The 14,989-nt window shown below is 63.6% G+C and carries 14 protein-coding genes; 4 read left to right on the top strand and 10 right to left on the bottom strand.

Annotated elements, in window-relative coordinates; translation table 11 throughout:
- Positions 1 to 11: 11 nt before the first annotated feature.
- The 3 genes from MJ205_RS14715 to moaE all read right to left on the bottom strand — a co-directional run bounded on the left by MJ205_RS14715 (position 12) and on the right by moaE (position 3,814).
- On the bottom strand, positions 12 to 353 hold the full coding sequence (locus MJ205_RS14715; RefSeq protein WP_239809151.1) for a hypothetical protein: 342 nt from the start codon (positions 351 to 353) through the stop codon (positions 12 to 14).
- Between the two features lie 150 nt (positions 354 to 503).
- Positions 504 to 3,110 (bottom strand): ATP-dependent chaperone ClpB, encoded by a 2,607-nt coding sequence (clpB, locus tag MJ205_RS14720; RefSeq protein ID WP_239809152.1) that lies wholly within the window; start codon positions 3,108 to 3,110, stop codon positions 504 to 506.
- A gap of 233 nt (positions 3,111 to 3,343) precedes the next feature.
- Positions 3,344 to 3,814 carry a molybdopterin synthase catalytic subunit MoaE gene (gene moaE / locus MJ205_RS14725; protein ID WP_239809153.1) on the bottom strand — a complete coding sequence of 157 codons (471 nt, stop codon included), beginning with the start codon at positions 3,812 to 3,814 and terminating at the stop codon, positions 3,344 to 3,346.
- 199 nt (positions 3,815 to 4,013) lie between these two features.
- Between moaE and MJ205_RS14730 the strand changes: the two genes are divergently transcribed.
- Complete coding sequence (locus MJ205_RS14730; RefSeq protein WP_239809154.1) at positions 4,014 to 4,265, top strand: hypothetical protein; 252 nt, start codon at positions 4,014 to 4,016, stop codon at positions 4,263 to 4,265.
- Positions 4,266 to 4,305: 40 nt separating this feature from the next.
- The gene (locus MJ205_RS14735; RefSeq protein ID WP_239809155.1) at positions 4,306 to 4,644 is read left to right on the top strand and encodes a hypothetical protein; all 339 of its coding nucleotides are present in this window, start codon (positions 4,306 to 4,308) and stop codon (positions 4,642 to 4,644) included.
- A 6-nt stretch (positions 4,645 to 4,650) separates the two neighbouring features.
- On the opposite strand, the gene MJ205_RS14740 is transcribed toward MJ205_RS14735, so the two are convergent.
- From MJ205_RS14740 to MJ205_RS14770, 7 genes are all read right to left on the bottom strand, one after another.
- A complete protein-coding gene (locus MJ205_RS14740; RefSeq protein WP_373449965.1) occupies positions 4,651 to 4,911 on the bottom strand; it encodes a MoaD/ThiS family protein in 261 nt (86 codons plus the stop codon).
- Positions 4,912 to 4,939: 28 nt separating this feature from the next.
- Complete coding sequence (locus tag MJ205_RS14745; protein ID WP_239809156.1) at positions 4,940 to 6,172, bottom strand: molybdopterin molybdotransferase MoeA; 1,233 nt, start codon at positions 6,170 to 6,172, stop codon at positions 4,940 to 4,942.
- A gap of 60 nt (positions 6,173 to 6,232) precedes the next feature.
- On the bottom strand, positions 6,233 to 6,793 hold the full coding sequence (gene mobB, locus MJ205_RS14750; protein WP_239809157.1) for a molybdopterin-guanine dinucleotide biosynthesis protein B: 561 nt from the start codon (positions 6,791 to 6,793) through the stop codon (positions 6,233 to 6,235).
- Between the two features lie 72 nt (positions 6,794 to 6,865).
- Positions 6,866 to 8,290, bottom strand: coding sequence for a threonine synthase (thrC, locus tag MJ205_RS14755; protein WP_239809158.1), 1,425 nt, complete (start codon positions 8,288 to 8,290; stop codon positions 6,866 to 6,868).
- A gap of 301 nt (positions 8,291 to 8,591) precedes the next feature.
- Positions 8,592 to 10,772 (bottom strand): M48 family metallopeptidase, encoded by a 2,181-nt coding sequence (locus MJ205_RS14760; protein ID WP_239809159.1) that lies wholly within the window; start codon positions 10,770 to 10,772, stop codon positions 8,592 to 8,594.
- Positions 10,773 to 11,016: 244 nt separating this feature from the next.
- Positions 11,017 to 12,351 carry a homoserine dehydrogenase gene (locus MJ205_RS14765; RefSeq protein ID WP_239809160.1) on the bottom strand — a complete coding sequence of 445 codons (1,335 nt, stop codon included), beginning with the start codon at positions 12,349 to 12,351 and terminating at the stop codon, positions 11,017 to 11,019.
- Between the two features lie 78 nt (positions 12,352 to 12,429).
- On the bottom strand, positions 12,430 to 13,725 hold the full coding sequence (locus MJ205_RS14770) for a pyridoxal phosphate-dependent aminotransferase (protein ID WP_239809161.1): 1,296 nt from the start codon (positions 13,723 to 13,725) through the stop codon (positions 12,430 to 12,432).
- Between the two features lie 197 nt (positions 13,726 to 13,922).
- Between MJ205_RS14770 and MJ205_RS14775 the strand changes: the two genes are divergently transcribed.
- Entirely contained in the window at positions 13,923 to 14,303 is a 381-nt protein-coding gene (locus MJ205_RS14775) for an Mth938-like domain-containing protein (RefSeq protein ID WP_239809162.1), read from the top strand.
- Between the two features lie 154 nt (positions 14,304 to 14,457).
- Positions 14,458 to 14,946, top strand: a complete 489-nt coding sequence (locus tag MJ205_RS14780) for a peroxiredoxin (RefSeq protein WP_239809163.1) — start codon at positions 14,458 to 14,460, stop codon at positions 14,944 to 14,946.
- Positions 14,947 to 14,989: the final 43 nt, after the last annotated feature.

Below are 14,989 nucleotides of genomic sequence, written 5' to 3' on the forward strand. Positions count from 1 at the left end.
CATCGGGTCTGTCAGTGCTGTGAACGGATTTCGCGGGGCTCCACATCCGTGACATCGATCACGGAAGCGCGCATGCCCGCAGGGCTGGCAGCGGGCTCAGCGGCGCGCGCCCCCTTGTTGGCCGACCAGCGCGCCGTGCTGCGGTAGACCGTGGTCCAGCCCGAGGCGGGGTTCATCTTGAACGCGAACGGCACCACAGGCTTGCCGGTGACCTTGGCCCACAGCAGGCGCACGGCCCACAGCATGGCGGCGATTGCGGCCACCACCATCAGACTGGCAAAAAACACCAGACCCGCCAGCACCATCGCAATTCGCAAAGTCCAGCTCACCACAGTTGCCAACAACTCGTTCAACGCACTTCCTTTCATCGCCGTATGACAGCGCATGCTATCCATGTTATGCCGATGCCGGGCTTTTTCAAGCCCGCCGCACTGTCAACAAGCATATCGCAGCGTAAAGATGCTGGGCCATGCATGATTATGCATGGCCCCTCACTCAGCACATTACTGCACTTGCGCCTTGCCAAAATGGAACTCGCCAGGTGCCTGCACCGGATCCACGGTCACCGGGATATTGCTCTTGGGCGGGTAAACCCCCTCGAGCAGCAGCCGGGACAACGGATTCTCGATGCGCTGCTGGATCGCCCGCTTGAGCGGCCGGGCACCAAACACCGGATCGAAGCCCACCTTGGCCAGTTCCGCCATCGCCGCATCGGAGACCTGCAGATGCAGGTCCATCTTCGCCAGGCGATTTTCGAGTTGCTTCAGCTGGATGCGTGCAATCGACTCGATGTGCTGGGCGTCGAGGCCATGGAACACCACGGTCTCATCGATGCGGTTGAGGAATTCGGGACGGAAATGGTTTTTCAGTTCCCCCCAGACCGCGTCTTTTACATCCTCATACGATTCGCCGACCATCGCCTGGATCAGTTGCGAGCCGATATTGCTGGTCATCACGATGACGGTGTTCTTGAAGTCCACCGTGCGGCCCTGGCCATCGGTCAGGCGGCCGTCGTCCAGCACCTGCAGCAGGATATTGAACACATCCGGATGGGCCTTTTCCACCTCGTCGAGCAAGATCACGCTGTAAGGCTTGCGGCGCACGGCCTCGGTCAGGTAACCGCCTTCGTCATAGCCGACATACCCCGGAGGCGCACCGATGAGGCGCGAGACCGAGTGCTTTTCCATGAACTCGCTCATGTCGATGCGGATCAGGTGGTCTTCGCTGTCAAACAGGAAGCCCGCCAGCGCCTTGCACAGCTCGGTCTTGCCCACGCCGGTCGGGCCCAGGAACAGGAAGGAGCCGGTGGGGCGGTTCGGATCGGACAGGCCCGAGCGCGAACGGCGGATCGCGTTGGAGACGGCGGAGATCGCCTCGTCCTGGCCCACCACGCGCTCATGGAGCTTGTCTTCCATGCGCAGCAGCTTGTCACGCTCGCCCTGCATCATCTTCGACACAGGAATCCCCGTGGCGCGGCTGACCACTTCGGCAATCTCTTCGGCACCCACCTGCGTGCGCAGCAGCTTGTGGCCCTTGTCCTTGGCCCCTTCGCTCTTCTCATCGGCCTGTACTTCAGCCAGCTGCTTTTCCAGCGCAGGCAGCTTCCCGTATTGCAACTCGGCGACCTTGTTGAAGTCACCGCTGCGGGTGGCTTCCTGGATCTGGAAGCGCACTTGGTCCAGCTCCTTGCGCAGCTGCTCCGAGCCCATCGCGTCGGCCTTCTCGGCTTTCCAGATCTCTTCCATGTCGGCGTATTCGCGCTCGATCTTGGACAGGTCCTCTTCAATCAGCGACAGGCGCTTTTGCGAGGCCTCGTCCTTTTCCTTCTTCATCGCCTCACGCTCGATCTTGAGCTGGATCATGCGGCGCTCGAGCTTGTCCATGACCTCGGGCTTGGAGTCGATCTCGATCTTGATCTTGGCCGCAGCCTCGTCGATCAGGTCGATCGCCTTGTCGGGCAGGAAGCGGTCGGTGATATAGCGTGCAGACAGCTCGGCCGCCGCCACGATGGCCGGGTCGGTGATGTCCACACCATGGTGGGCCTCGTACTTTTCCTGCAGGCCGCGCAGAATCGCAATGGTGTCTTCCACCGAGGGCTCGTTGACCAGCACCTTCTGGAAGCGCCGCTCCAGCGCCGCATCCTTCTCGATGTATTTGCGGTACTCGTCCAGGGTGGTGGCGCCAATGCAGTGCAGCTCGCCACGCGACAGCGCAGGCTTGAGCATATTGCCCGCATCCATCGCGCCATCGGCCTTGCCGGCGCCCACCATCGTGTGGATCTCGTCGATGAAGAGAATCACCCGGCCCTCTTCCTGCGCGACTTCCTTGAGCACGGATTTGAGGCGCTCTTCGAAATCGCCCCGGTACTTGGCACCGGCCAGCAGGCCGGCCATATCCAGCACCAGCACCTTCTTGTCGCGCAAGGTGTCCGGCACTTCACCGGCCACAATGCGCTGGGCCAGGCCTTCGACGATAGCCGTCTTGCCCACGCCGGGCTCACCGATCAGCACCGGATTGTTCTTGCTGCGGCGCTGCAGCACCTGGATGGTGCGGCGGATCTCGTCATCGCGGCCAATGACCGGGTCAAGCTTGCCCAGCTTGGCGCGCTCGGTCAGGTCCAAGGTGTATTTCTTCAGGGCTTCGCGCTGGCTCTCGCCATCGGCGCTGTCCATGGCCTGGCCGCCGCGCACGGCGTCGATCGCCGCTTCCAGCGCCTTGCGGCTCAGGCCGCCTTCCTTGACGATGCGGCCCGCCTCCCCCTTGTCATCGGTGAGCGCGAGCAAAAACAGCTCGCTGGCATAGAACTGGTCGCCACGCTTGATGGCCTCCTTCTCGGTGGCCTGCAGCACGCGCTGCAGATCGGGACCCACGGTGACCTGGTCCTGGCCTTGCACCTGCGGCAGGCGCTTGATCGCGTTTTCTGCCGCCGTGCTCATCGCCGTGGCATTGGCGCCTGCGCGCGCCAGCAGCGATTTGGGACCATCGGGCTGGCGCAGCATGGCCGCCAGCACATGGACCGGTTCGATATAGGCATTGTCATTGCCCAGGGCCAACGATTGGGCGTCGGCCAGCGCTTCTTGAAATTTGGTTGTCAGTTTGTCGATTCGCATGAATGTTCCCACTCAACAATTGTTACTGGGGAATATTTTGCGCTGGACCTCGAATTTTCAAGAACCTCGCCGCACATATAGGTCGTGCCGGCGCGCATCGCCAGATGCTGTACGCCTGCTCCTACGGCTGCAACGGTGCCCATGGCGGCCCTGCTCCCCGCATCCATTGCAGCAGCAATGTGCCCCCAATTGCTTGCGCCCGGTCAAGACCGGCGCAAACAGGCCGGTCGCTGTCAGCGCTGGGGCCACCCCCAGCGCGCCATCGCGGCCTCATCGCTGACGCGGGCATCGACCCAGCGTGCGCCCTCGGGCGTGTCTTCCTTCTTCCAGAACGGCGCCTCGGTCTTGAGGTAGTCCATCAAGAACTCGCAGGCCTGGAAGCTCTCGCCCCGGTGCGCGGAGGAGACGGCAACCAGCACAATCTGGTCACCTGGCGCCAGCAGCCCCACGCGGTGGATGACGCGGGCGCCAAAGATGTCAAAGCGCTGGCTGGCGGCCTCGACCATCCGGGCAATCGATTTTTCCGTCATGCCGGGGTAGTGCTCCAGCTCCATAGCCGCCACCTGGCTGCCGGCATTGCGGTCGCGCACGGTGCCGACAAAGCTGCAGACCGCGCCGATGCGGCCATCGTCGGCGCGCAGCAGCCGCAGCTCCTCGCTCACATCAAAGTCAGCGGTCTGTACGGCGATATGGGTGTGCAGCATGGCAGCGTCTCGGCAAAAAAGGCAACAGGACCCAAGCCTAGCACGGCCATCCGGCGCCTTGCACAAACCAGCGCAGGCGACGGCCGCTTTGCGATTGCGGCACACTAGTGCTTTTGCACCCGGCAAGGCTTGGACGGATTCCCTGGTCCGCTCCCGGCCCGCCATGGTGCAAGGCCCGTTTTTTATTTGGATGGTTTCCATGCCCAGTCAGACCCTGCAGGCCCACGGCTTCCTGCTCTACCCCAATCCACGCAACCAGCACCGCATCGTGTTCGAGCACCATGTGTTCGTGCCCTACCCTTACGCGATCATCGACATTCCCGCGATGGACCTGGTCGGCAAGACCAGCGTCTATGCCGCCTGCCGAGAGAGCGATCAGAAGATGGGCCAGGTCGTGACCTTCGAACTGCTGGAGGACGTGGCCCGCTTTGAAAAGCGTTTCACGCCCTGAGAACGCGCCGGCGCGCCCACCACCCACCACACGGACACCCATGCAAGACGGCAGCCAGATCTTTGTCCCTGATTCCTTCATCGCCCTGTTCCAGGGCCGCAACCAGCGCCTGCGCCAGCCGCTCGACGAGATCGCCCAGCGCTATGAGCTCTGCGAAGACCTGGCGCAGATGCTGGTCGAGCAGGCGCAGATCCTCTACCACCAAAGCGCGCCGTCGGAGAGCGCCATTTTGCAGACCATCTACAGCGGTCTGCAGACACCGGACGCCGGCATCAGCGCCGAGGAAGCCCGCTGGGTGGTGCTGCGCCTGTCCGAACTGCTGGAATGGAAAGCGCCCGAGTTGCTGCTGCCCAGCCCCGCAGAAGATGGCGCTGCTTAAGGTTTCTTAACCGCCCGTCACCGGCGGAAAAAACGCCACCTCGGCGCCCGCTTCCAGTACCGCGCTTTCGTCGCTGAGCACCTGGTTGACGGCGGTGCGCACGGCGCGCCCCCGGGCCAGGCAGCTGGCATAGGGCTCGCCCCGCGCCAGCAGGGCCTCGCGCAGCTCGGCGACGGTGCTGGCGCCGGTGACAAAGGCCTCGCTGCCGCTGCCAATGGCCTCGCGGATGCTTGCAAAATAGCGCAGCTGTACGGTTTTCATGGTCATCGCGTTCTCCCCGTGGGCAGGCCTGGGATCAGCCCAGCAGCTGGGCAAAGGGCACAAAGCGCACCGTGTCGCCCTGCGCAATCGTCTGGCCGGGCGGGTTGTCGACCAGGCCATCGGCCCAGACGGCCGAGGTCAGCACGCCCGAGCCCTGGTTGGCAAACCGGTCCAGCCCCCCTTGCACATTGATGCGCACCCGCAAGAACTCGCGGCGCTTGTCGGCACGTGGCCAGTCAAAGTCGGCGCGCATATCGATCGCCTGCGGCGCCAGCGCCTGCACACCCTGCAAGCGCAGCAGAAAAGGCCGCACCAGGAGCGCAAAGGTCACCAAGCTGGAGACCGGGTTGCCCGGCAGGCCGATGATATGGGTTTGGCCCACGCGTCCATACGCAAAGGGTTTGCCCGGCTTGATCGCGATCGCCCACAGATCGAGGCTGCCCAGCGCTTGCACGGCCGGCTTGACATGGTCTTCCTCACCAACGGACACGCCCCCGCTGGTCAGCACCAGGTCGCTGTGCTGCGCCGCATCCTGCAGCGCTGCCACCGTCGCCTCGTAGCTGTCGGGCACGATGCCCATGTCTCGCACTTCGCAGCCCAGGCGCTGCAGCATGGCACGCAAGAAGAAGCGGTTGCTGTTGTAGATGCTGCCGGCGGGCAGGTCCTGGGGTTCCACATCGCCGGGCATGACGAGCTCATCACCGGTGGAGAACAGGGTCACGCGCGGGCGGCGCGCCAGCGGCAAGCGGGCACAGCCCATGCTGGCGGCCAGGCCCAGCTCGGCAGGGCCCAGGCGCGTGCCGGCAGTCAGCACCGTGCTGCCCAGTTGCATGTCCTCGCCGCTTTTGCGGATGTTCTGCCCTGCTTTGACCGACGCATGGATCTGCACCCGGCCATCGTCCAGCACGCTGCACTCTTCCTGCATCACCACCGCATCGGCGCCCTCTGGCACGGCCGCCCCGGTAAAGATACGGGCGGCGGTGCCGGCAGCCAGCGGCTGGCCGAGGCTGCCTGCCGCGATGCGCTGGCTGACCGGCAAGGCCTGTTCTGGCCCGCTCAGGTCGGCGGCGCGCAGCGCATAGCCATCCATCGCGCTGTTGTCGAAAGGCGGCACCTGCAGCGCAGCGACCAGGTCCTGCGCCAGCACGCGGCCGTCGGCATCAAAGGTATTCAGCAGCTCATGGCCTTCCAGCGGCTGGGCATGCGCCAGCAGCTCGGCCAGCGCGGCATCGAGCGATTTCAACGGGGGACGGGGCTGGCTGTTCATCTCAATCATTCCTTGGGTTGGCGGCCGCCTTCAGGCAGGCCGAACATCGATACGGCCCGCTCAGCCGGCGCTATTGATCGCAAAGACACAGGGCGGCGTATAGGCAAAGCGGGCGCTGTGTGCCAGCAGCCACTGTGCCACGGCGCCGGGCGCATCGCGGGGCAGCTGCGGCAAGGCCGTGGCGGGCAGCAGTTGCCGGGCCGCCGACAGCACCACGGCCTGCACGGCCGCATCCTGCGGGTAAAGCGGCGCCTTGCCACTGGCTTCCGGCGCATTGGCCAGCACTTCCAGCTTGGGCAGGTCACAGTCCTTGAAGCCTTCCACCAGCACCCAGTCCACCTGGCGGTCGAGCTGGGCGATCAGCGCATGCACATCAGGCTCCTGTGTCCGGGGCAGCTCGCGCATCAGCACCACGCGCTGGTCGGAGGCGGCCAGCACCTCGTAGGCGCCCGCCTGGCGGTGGCGCCAGGTGTCCTTGCCGGGCGTGTCGATGTCAAAGCGATGGTGGGCATGCTTGATGACCGACACCCGCTGTCCCTGCGCGGTCAGCACCGGGATGACCTGCTCGATCAAGGTCGTCTTGCCACTGCCGGAATAGCCCGCAAAACACACCACCTGCATACCGACCCTCCTTGATGATCCCACGGCCCGCCCGGCACCCAGGCACGCGGCGGCAGCAAAAGCGCAGCCTGCTCAGCGGCAGTGGTCCTGGATATAGGTCTTGACCTGGTCCACATCGGCAGGCATCACCACCACGCGCTTGGGCAGCGCTTCGATGCCGTCGAACTTGGCGGGGCGTTCGGGCAGGCGGCCCAGCGCCTCTTCGATGGTGGCGGCGAACTTGATCGGCAACGCAGTTTCCAGCACGATCATCGGCTCGGCCCCCAGGTGCTCACGCGCCACCTTCACGCCGTCGGCGGTGTGGGTGTCAATCATCTGGCCCAGGCGCTGGTAGGTGTCCTGGATGGTGGCCAGGCGGTCGGCATGGCTGCTCTTGCCGCTGACAAAGCCATAGCGGCCCGCCGCATCCTTGAAGGCCGGATCGGCCTGCAGGTCAAAGCGGCCCTCTTGGGCCACGCCCTGCGAGAATAGCTGCTGCAGGCGGGCGCCATCGCGGCCGACCAGGTCGAACACAAAGCGCTCGAAGTTGCTGGCCTTGGAGATGTCCATCGACGGACTGGAGGTCTCGAAGGTGTGGGCAGCGCCCCGCACCTGGTAGACACCGGTGCGGAAGAATTCGTCCAAAACGTCGTTTTCGTTGGTGGCCACCACCAGCTTGGCAATGGGCAGGCCCATCTGGCGCGCCACATGGCCGGCGCAGACATTGCCGAAATTGCCGCTCGGCACCGTGAAGCTCACCTTTTCGCTGTTCTGAGTGGTGACCTGCAGGTAGCCGGCAAAGTAGTAGACCACCTGGGCCAGCAGGCGCGCCCAGTTGATCGAGTTGACGGTGCCGATCTTGTACTGCGCCTTGAAGGCGTGGTCATTGCTGACCGCCTTGACGATGTCCTGGCAGTCGTCAAACACGCCTTCGATGGCGATGTTGTGGATGTTCTCGTCCTGCAGGCTGAACATCTGTGCCTGCTGGAAGGGGCTCATGCGGCCGTGCGGGCTGGTCATGAACACGCGCACGCCCTTTGTGCCGCGCATCGCGTATTCCGCCGCGCTGCCGGTGTCGCCACTGGTGGCACCCAGAATATTGAGCTCTTCGCCACGGCGCGCCAGTTCGTACTCGAACAGGTTGCCCAGCAGCTGCATGGCCATGTCCTTGAAGGCCAAGGTGGGCCCATTGGAGAGCGCCTCGATCATCAGCTGGCCTTCGAGCTGGCGCACCGGCACAATCGCCGCCGTGCCGAACACCGCCTCGGTATAGGTCTTGTTGCACAGCGCGCGCAGGTCCTCGGCCGGGATGTCGTCGATGTACAGCGACAGGATCTCGAACGCCAGCGCGGCATAGCCCTGGTTGCGGAGCGTCTCGCGCAACGCGGTCAGCTTGGCATCGTCAATCTGCGGGTACTGCACCGGCATGTACAGACCGCCATCGGGCGCCAGGCCCTCGAGCAAAATGTCGCAAAAACGTTTTTGTTCGGCATGGCCGCGCGTGGAGAGATACAGCATGGAGGGTGCGAAATAAGTGGACACAGCCCGCTCGCGGGCAAGGAGCAACCACCTATTATCCTGCAGACGCCAGTACCGGCACAGCTTGCGCAGGAATGTGGGCCACTGCAGCGCGGAGCAGCGGCCAGGCTGCGATCCTGATGGCAGCCGCCGGCATAAAAAAACCCCGGACAAGGTCGAGGGCCTGGCTCGGTGGTGGTGCAGCCGTCAGCGATCCGCTGCACAACCCTCGCCCAATGGGATGGACGCGGATCGACCGAGTCCGTTTTCTGACCACGGCGGGGCGTCTTGCAGATGGTTCCTAGACCCGCTCGCCCATGCGCGCCAGCTCCTGGCGGGCGTAGTAGGCGCGCCACTGGTTCACCAGCAGCTCGGCAAAAGCCTGGTTCTTCATCTTCTTGACGCCCTTGAGCATCACCACGACCCGCTGCTTTTTCTTCTGGAACTGGGCGCGGCGCTTGCCCACGCCCATGGCAGGCGGCTGCACACCGGGCTCCAGGGCCATGATGACGGTGAGCATATGGTTGGCCTGGTTGAACTGAAAGTCATCGATCGCCGACCAGGGCAGCAACTGCTGCGCGTTGAAAAGGCGCACACCTGCGGGCTGCAGCACCATCGCCGGGCTCTGGCCATCGCGCCAGAACAGCCGCGCGACCCACAGGCAGACAACACCACCGGCCAGCACCCCGGCACCAATGGCGGCATGCAGGCCCGCGATGAACAAGGCCACCGCCCCGCCAAAGCAGGCCAGGGCCAGAAAGCAGAACAAACCCATCATGAAGACCGAGCGCTCATGGATCACCGTCTCGGGCGTCGCCAGGGCCGCGATCTCGCGCAGCTCCACCAGCTTGGCGCTGCGGTTGGCCGCTGCCGCACTGCTGAGCTCGTTTTGCAACGCGGCATTCATATCAACCACGGCAGCGGGCGCCACCGCGCCGGCCAAGGTGCGGCTGCCAGCCGCAGGCGCGCCCTGCTCCAGCCCAAACTCCTGCAGCAGCGGGCTGCCCTGGGCATCCATCGCGCGGGCCAGCAGTTCGGGACTGACGGGCACTCCCAGCGCCGCCAGGCGCTCGGCCAACTCGGGATGGGTGTCGGTGGGGTGGGCCTGGCGCTGGTCCAGGTGCTCGCTGGGGTCGGTCATACCCTTGGTGGCGACCAGCTGGCGCACATGGCCCAGCACACCGCCTTCGACCGTCTCACCCCGGTCCCAATTGGCCTGCAACGCCTCCTCCACCAGCGGAGCCAGTGCGCTGATGCGCAGCAGCGATGAGGCAACGGCCTGCGGGCTGACCACCTGCGCCCCCACGGCATCGGCGGCCAGCTCGCGCTTGCGGCTCCAGTAGCGCACCGCTTCGTGGAAGCTGTCCAGAAACATCTCGCCAAACAAGGTGGCAGGCCGGCGCAGGATGTCCATCCAGGACTCCTCATAACGCTCGCCGCCACTGATGGCCACCAGGTGGTGGATGGTGGCGCTGTAGATCGGCGAGAAGCGCTGGCTGTAGAGCGTGTCTTCGCCGATGAAGTGGCCCAGTTCGTGGCCGATCACCGCCGCAACTTCGCCGGCATTGAGAAAGGCCAGGTACGGCAACGGCAAATACAACACCCGCCCCTGGGGCAGCAAGGCGCCGCTGGCCAGCTGCACCGGATGCTCGGTCACAAAAAAGCCCTCGTTCAAACCCACCACCAAGGTATCGGGCAGGCCTGCGCCGGTCTTGGCCGCCACGCTGTCGACAAAGGCCCACAGCTCGGGCGCCTGCTGGCGGCTGACGGTCTGGCCCATCACGTCGATGGGCTCGTTCTCCAGCGGCTTGCGCGAAGCTTTCCAGACATCGACGAGCACCTTGCAGCCCGAGTACAGCAGGAACAGCGCCAGGCCGCCGAGGATGAACATCAGCTTCATGTCACCCTTGCTGTAGTTGCGGTGGCGCAGGATAGGCATCATCTCGTAGACCAGCAGCGGGATGGCTGCACCAAACAGCAGCAGCACCATGACCACCATATAGGTGGGCAGGAGCTTGCGACCCTTCTGGAACGTGGCAAGCAGCTGCTCGCGCGACTGCATCGCCTTGGCGCCCATGCCCCGCTGGTAGACCATGCCCAGTGCCGACCACAGCAGCGCCAACACGCTGAACGCGATGGTGCAGCCGGCCAGCACCGGCTGCAAGTTACGGGTAGTGACATTCAAACCCTGGTTTTGCAGGTCCTTGATGGCCATCAGGTAGTCGTTCTTCACCTTCCAGACCGGGTGCTCCTTGCCCTCACTGTCCCGCACCGTTGCGCGGCGCCCCGGTTTTTCAGCCTCGATCGCCTCGAGTTGGCGCACCACCTGCTGGTACTCGGCGATCTGCGCGCCCACATCGGAGACCGGCGTATCCGCCCGCGACCACTGCCAGACGCCGATGGCCAGCATCAGCAACGGAATCCCGAACAACACCCCCCAGCGCTTGGCCAGCGCCATCCATTTCTTGTCGGTCTCCGACATAGTGCAACTTCCTTTTGTTATCGATGGACAGCGTCTGCGGGACCGGACCCGAAGCACTGCATTTGTGAGCGGCAATTATTTATAAAAATAATGATGTAAACAAACCGACAAGTAACAGAATGATGCGCGTCCCGCTACGGCAGCGGGAGGCAGAAAAAAGAGAACCGCCAGGGCCGGAGAGGCCACAGGCGGTTCAGGGAGCGGCAGACGCCAGGCCTTGCGGCCGCAGCGTCGCACTGCAGGTCTAGTTCAACTCTTCCTTGCGGATACGGGTGATCGGCGCCAGCACGGTCGGCAGGCCCTGGATTTGCGCCAGCGCCTTGTCCATGTCGCCTTCGCGCGTCTCGTGCGTCAGGATGATCAGGTCGGTCTGGGTCGAGCCCTCACCCCCGATTTCATCGGCTTCGCGCTGCAGCACGGCATCGATGCTGATGCCCGCACCCGCCAGCAGGCCGGTGACCTTGGCCAGCACGCCCGCCTCATCGGCAACCCGCATGCGCAGGTAGTAGCTGGTGGTGATGTCGGCCATCGGCAGCACCGGCAGCTCCTGGCCCGCTTCGCGCAGGGTGCTGCTCTGGAAGGCCAGCGGCGGCACGCGGTGGGCCACATCGGCGCCTTCCAGGCGGGCGATATCGACCAGGTCGGCAATCACGGCCGAGGCGGTGGGCTCGGAGCCCGCGCCCTTGCCGTAGTACAGGGTCGTGCCCACGGCATCGCCATGCACCACCACCGCATTCATCGCGCCTTCCACGTTGGCGATCAGGCGCTTGGCGGGCACCAGCGACGGATGCACGCGCAGCTCGATACCCTTGTCGGTGCGCTTGGTGATGCCCAGAAGCTTGATGCGGTAGCCCAGCTGCTCGGCGTAGCGGATATCGATCGACGACAGCTTGGTGATGCCCTCGACGTAGGCCTTGTCGAATTGCACGGGCACACCAAAGGCGATGGCGCTCATCAACGTGGCCTTGTGGGCCGCATCGACGCCTTCGATATCGAAGGTCGGGTCGGCCTCGGCATAGCCCAGGCGTTGCGCTTCTTTCAGCACCACGTCAAAGTCCAGGCCCTTGTCGCGCATCTCGGACAGGATGAAGTTGGTGGTGCCGTTGATGATGCCGGCGATCCACTGGATCTGGTTGGCGGTCAGGCCTTCGCGCAGCGCTTTGATGATCGGGATGCCGCCTGCCACGGCCGCTTCGTAGGCGACCATCACGCCCTTGTCGGCAGCAGCCTTGAAAATCTCGGAGCCATGCACCGCCAGCAAGGCCTTGTTGGCCGTCACCACATGCTTGCCAGCGGCAATCGCCTCCAGCACCAGCGTCTTGGCCACGCCGTAGCCGCCGATCAACTCGATGACCACATCGATATCGGGATGGGCGATGACCTCGCGGGCGTCCTTGACCACGGCCACCTGGTCACCCACCACGGCACGGGCACGGGTTTCGTCCAGGTCGGCCACCATGGTCACGGCAATATCGCGGCCCGCGCGGCGGCGAATTTCGTCATGGTTACGTTGCAACACGTTGAACACACCGCTACCGACGGTGCCGATGCCCAACAAGCCTACTTGGATCGGTTTCATAAATTCTCTTGGATACGTTGAATAACCAACAAGGCGCCCAGCAGGACGCCCGTTGTTGTCAGACAGGGAAGGGGCGACTCAGGCGGCGGATTTTTCTGCCTTGGTCTTGACCAGCTTGATATCGGCCTTATGGGCCTGCGCCAGCTGATCGGTTCCATGGCGAAGGCGGTACTTGGCCAGGAACGCGGCCAGGCGGTTGATCGCTTCGCGCAGGTCCGCCTCATGGGGCAGGAACACGATGCGGAAGTGGTCAGGCCGTGGCCAGTTGAAGCCGGTGCCCTGGACCAGCATCACGCGGGTCTCCTTGAGCACCTGCAGGAAAAACTCCTGGTCGTCCTCGATCGGGTAGATCGCAGGGTCGAGCTTGGGGAACATGTACAGCGCGCCCTGGGGCTTGACACAGCTGACACCGGGGATGGCATTGATCAGCTCCCAGGCCAGGTCGCGCTGCTTGCGCAGGCGGCCGCCCTCTTGCACCAGCTCGTCGATGCTCTGGTGCCCGCCCAGCGCGGTCTGCACGGCCCACTGGCCCGGCACATTGGCGCACAGGCGCATGTTCGAGAGCATGTTCAGGCCCTCGATATAGTCGGCAGCGCCACTCTTGTCGCCGGAGATCACCATCCAGCCGGCGCGGTAGCCGCAGCTGCGGTAGGCCTTGGACAGCGAATTGAAGGTGATGGTCAGCACATCCTGCGACAGCGAGGCCATCGGTGTGTGCTTGGCATCTTCGTACAGCACCTTGTCATAGACCTCATCGGCAAAGATGACCAGGCCATGCTCACGCGCGATCTGCACGATGTCGCGCAGCAGTGCATCGGAGTACAGCGCGCCCGTGGGGTTGTTGGGGTTGATGACGACGATGCCCTTGGTGCGGGGCGTGATCTTGGCGCGGATGTCGGCCAGGTTGGGCATCCAGCCGTTTTCTTCGTCGCACATGTAGTGCACCGGCGTGCCGCCGGACAGGCTGGTGGCCGCGGTCCACAGCGGGTAATCAGGGGCCGGCAGCAGCATCTCGTCGCCGGTATCGAGCAAGGCATTGGTGGCCAGGCTGATCAGCTCGGATGCGCCATTGCCCAGGTAGATGTCATCCAGACCCACACCCTTGATGCCCAGGCGCTGGGTTTCGTGCATCACCGCCTTGCGCGCCGCAAAGATGCCCTTGCTGTCCGAGTAGCCTGCCGAATTGGGCAGGTTGCGGATCATGTCCTGCTGCACCTCTTCAGGGGCATCGAAGCCGAACACCGCCAGGTTGCCGATGTTGAGCTTGGTGATCTTCTGTCCTTCGTCCTCCATCCGCTTCGCCGCGTCCATGATCGGCCCTCGAATGTCGTAACACACATTGGCCAGCTTGGCGGATTTTTGAATCGTCTTCATGACAGAAACCACTACCTCTGAAAACAAGGGATTGCAGCCGGTGGGCAACCATGCCAACACCTCGAACCCACAATCCAACTAGGTGAAAACTATAATTTGACCACAGATCCTTGCGTTGATCGCCCTGTAGTGGCTCCCTGTGCCTGCCGCAGCGCGCCCTGCCCGTGTTTGCCCCCTGTTTGCCGAAAGCCCGCGCCATGAAGTTCCAGCCCGACAAATCCGACACCTTGACCATCACAGGCTACGGCCCGGGCTGGCTGGCGGTGGACAAGCAGTCCTACACGCACAGCCTCGTCGTCAGCTCCAGCGGGAGCCTGCAAGCCTGGGACTGCACACGCTTCGAAGACCTGGGGCCTGCCCATTTCGCCCAGCTCGCAGAAGCCGATGTGGAAACGATCATTTTCGGCAGTGGCAATCGGTTACGTTTTCCTTCGCCGGCTTGGCTGGCTCCGCTGATTGCAAAACGTATCGGCTTCGAGACGATGGATACGCCCGCTGCGTGCCGTACCTACAACGTATTGGCGGGTGAAGGACGCAAGGTGTTACTGGCCGCCCTCGTAGAGGCACCTGCGCTATAACCACAATCGATAGCCTGTGTTTATCAGGGGGGCTCGATAAATATTTCGATTCGGGTTAAAATACTCGCTTGCGGCCGCGGGCCTGAATAACAACTAGATGAATACTTTGATTCCTGCGGCCTTTTTGCGATTACTCCGGAGAAAATAGAGAGCTATGGCTGTTGTTGTCAACAAACCCTTGCCAGAATTTGAAGCACAAGCGACCGGAGGCCTGAAGGTCTCCAACACGTCGCATCAGGGGCAAATTCTGGTGCTGTACTTCTACCCCAAGGATAACACCCCCGGTTGCACCACCGAAGCCATGCAATTCCGCGACAAGTACGCGGACTTCGTCAAGGCCGGTGCAGCCGTCTTCGGCGTGTCGCGCGACAACATGAAGTCGCACGACGACTTCAAGGAGAAGCTCGAGCTGCCGTTCGAGCTGATCGCTGATACCGAAGAAAAGCTGTGCCACATGTTCGGCGTCGTCAAGAACAAGATCATGTACGGCAAGAAGGTCAAGGGCATCGAACGCTCGACCTTCCTGGTCGGCCCTGATGGCCTGCTGGTGCAGGAATGGCGCGGTCTGAAGGTACTGGGCCACGTCGAAGAAGTGCTCAAGGCCGTCAAATCGATGAAGGCTGCGCAAAAGAAGGCTGCCTAAGTCCTTCTGCCAGGCAGAACCAGTGCGGCGGCGCGCGATCTGC

The organism is Comamonas sp. B21-038, from assembly GCF_022387135.1.
Lineage (GTDB): Bacteria > Pseudomonadota > Gammaproteobacteria > Burkholderiales > Burkholderiaceae_C > Comamonas > Comamonas sediminis.

What these genes read in the sequence shown, in the direction of transcription:
- MJ205_RS14765 (WP_239809160.1), bottom strand. Translation starts at nt 12,351, where the DNA reads ATGAAACCGATCCAAGTAGGCTTGTTGGGCATCGGCACCGTCGGTAGC.
- MJ205_RS14760 (WP_239809159.1), bottom strand. Translation starts at nt 10,772, where the DNA reads ATGTCGGAGACCGACAAGAAATGGATGGCGCTGGCCAAGCGCTGGGGG.
- MJ205_RS14730 (WP_239809154.1), top strand. Translation starts at nt 4,014, where the DNA reads ATGCCCAGTCAGACCCTGCAGGCCCACGGCTTCCTGCTCTACCCCAAT.
- moaE (WP_239809153.1), bottom strand. Translation starts at nt 3,814, where the DNA reads ATGCTGCACACCCATATCGCCGTACAGACCGCTGACTTTGATGTGAGC.
- MJ205_RS14735 (WP_239809155.1), top strand. Translation starts at nt 4,306, where the DNA reads ATGCAAGACGGCAGCCAGATCTTTGTCCCTGATTCCTTCATCGCCCTG.
- MJ205_RS14740 (WP_373449965.1), bottom strand. Translation starts at nt 4,911, where the DNA reads ATGACCATGAAAACCGTACAGCTGCGCTATTTTGCAAGCATCCGCGAG.
- MJ205_RS14770 (WP_239809161.1), bottom strand. Translation starts at nt 13,725, where the DNA reads ATGAAGACGATTCAAAAATCCGCCAAGCTGGCCAATGTGTGTTACGAC.
- mobB (WP_239809157.1), bottom strand. Translation starts at nt 6,793, where the DNA reads ATGCAGGTGGTGTGTTTTGCGGGCTATTCCGGCAGTGGCAAGACGACC.
- MJ205_RS14745 (WP_239809156.1), bottom strand. Translation starts at nt 6,172, where the DNA reads ATGAACAGCCAGCCCCGTCCCCCGTTGAAATCGCTCGATGCCGCGCTG.
- thrC (WP_239809158.1), bottom strand. Translation starts at nt 8,290, where the DNA reads ATGCTGTATCTCTCCACGCGCGGCCATGCCGAACAAAAACGTTTTTGC.
- clpB (WP_239809152.1), bottom strand. Translation starts at nt 3,110, where the DNA reads ATGCGAATCGACAAACTGACAACCAAATTTCAAGAAGCGCTGGCCGAC.
- MJ205_RS14780 (WP_239809163.1), top strand. Translation starts at nt 14,458, where the DNA reads ATGGCTGTTGTTGTCAACAAACCCTTGCCAGAATTTGAAGCACAAGCG.
- MJ205_RS14775 (WP_239809162.1), top strand. Translation starts at nt 13,923, where the DNA reads ATGAAGTTCCAGCCCGACAAATCCGACACCTTGACCATCACAGGCTAC.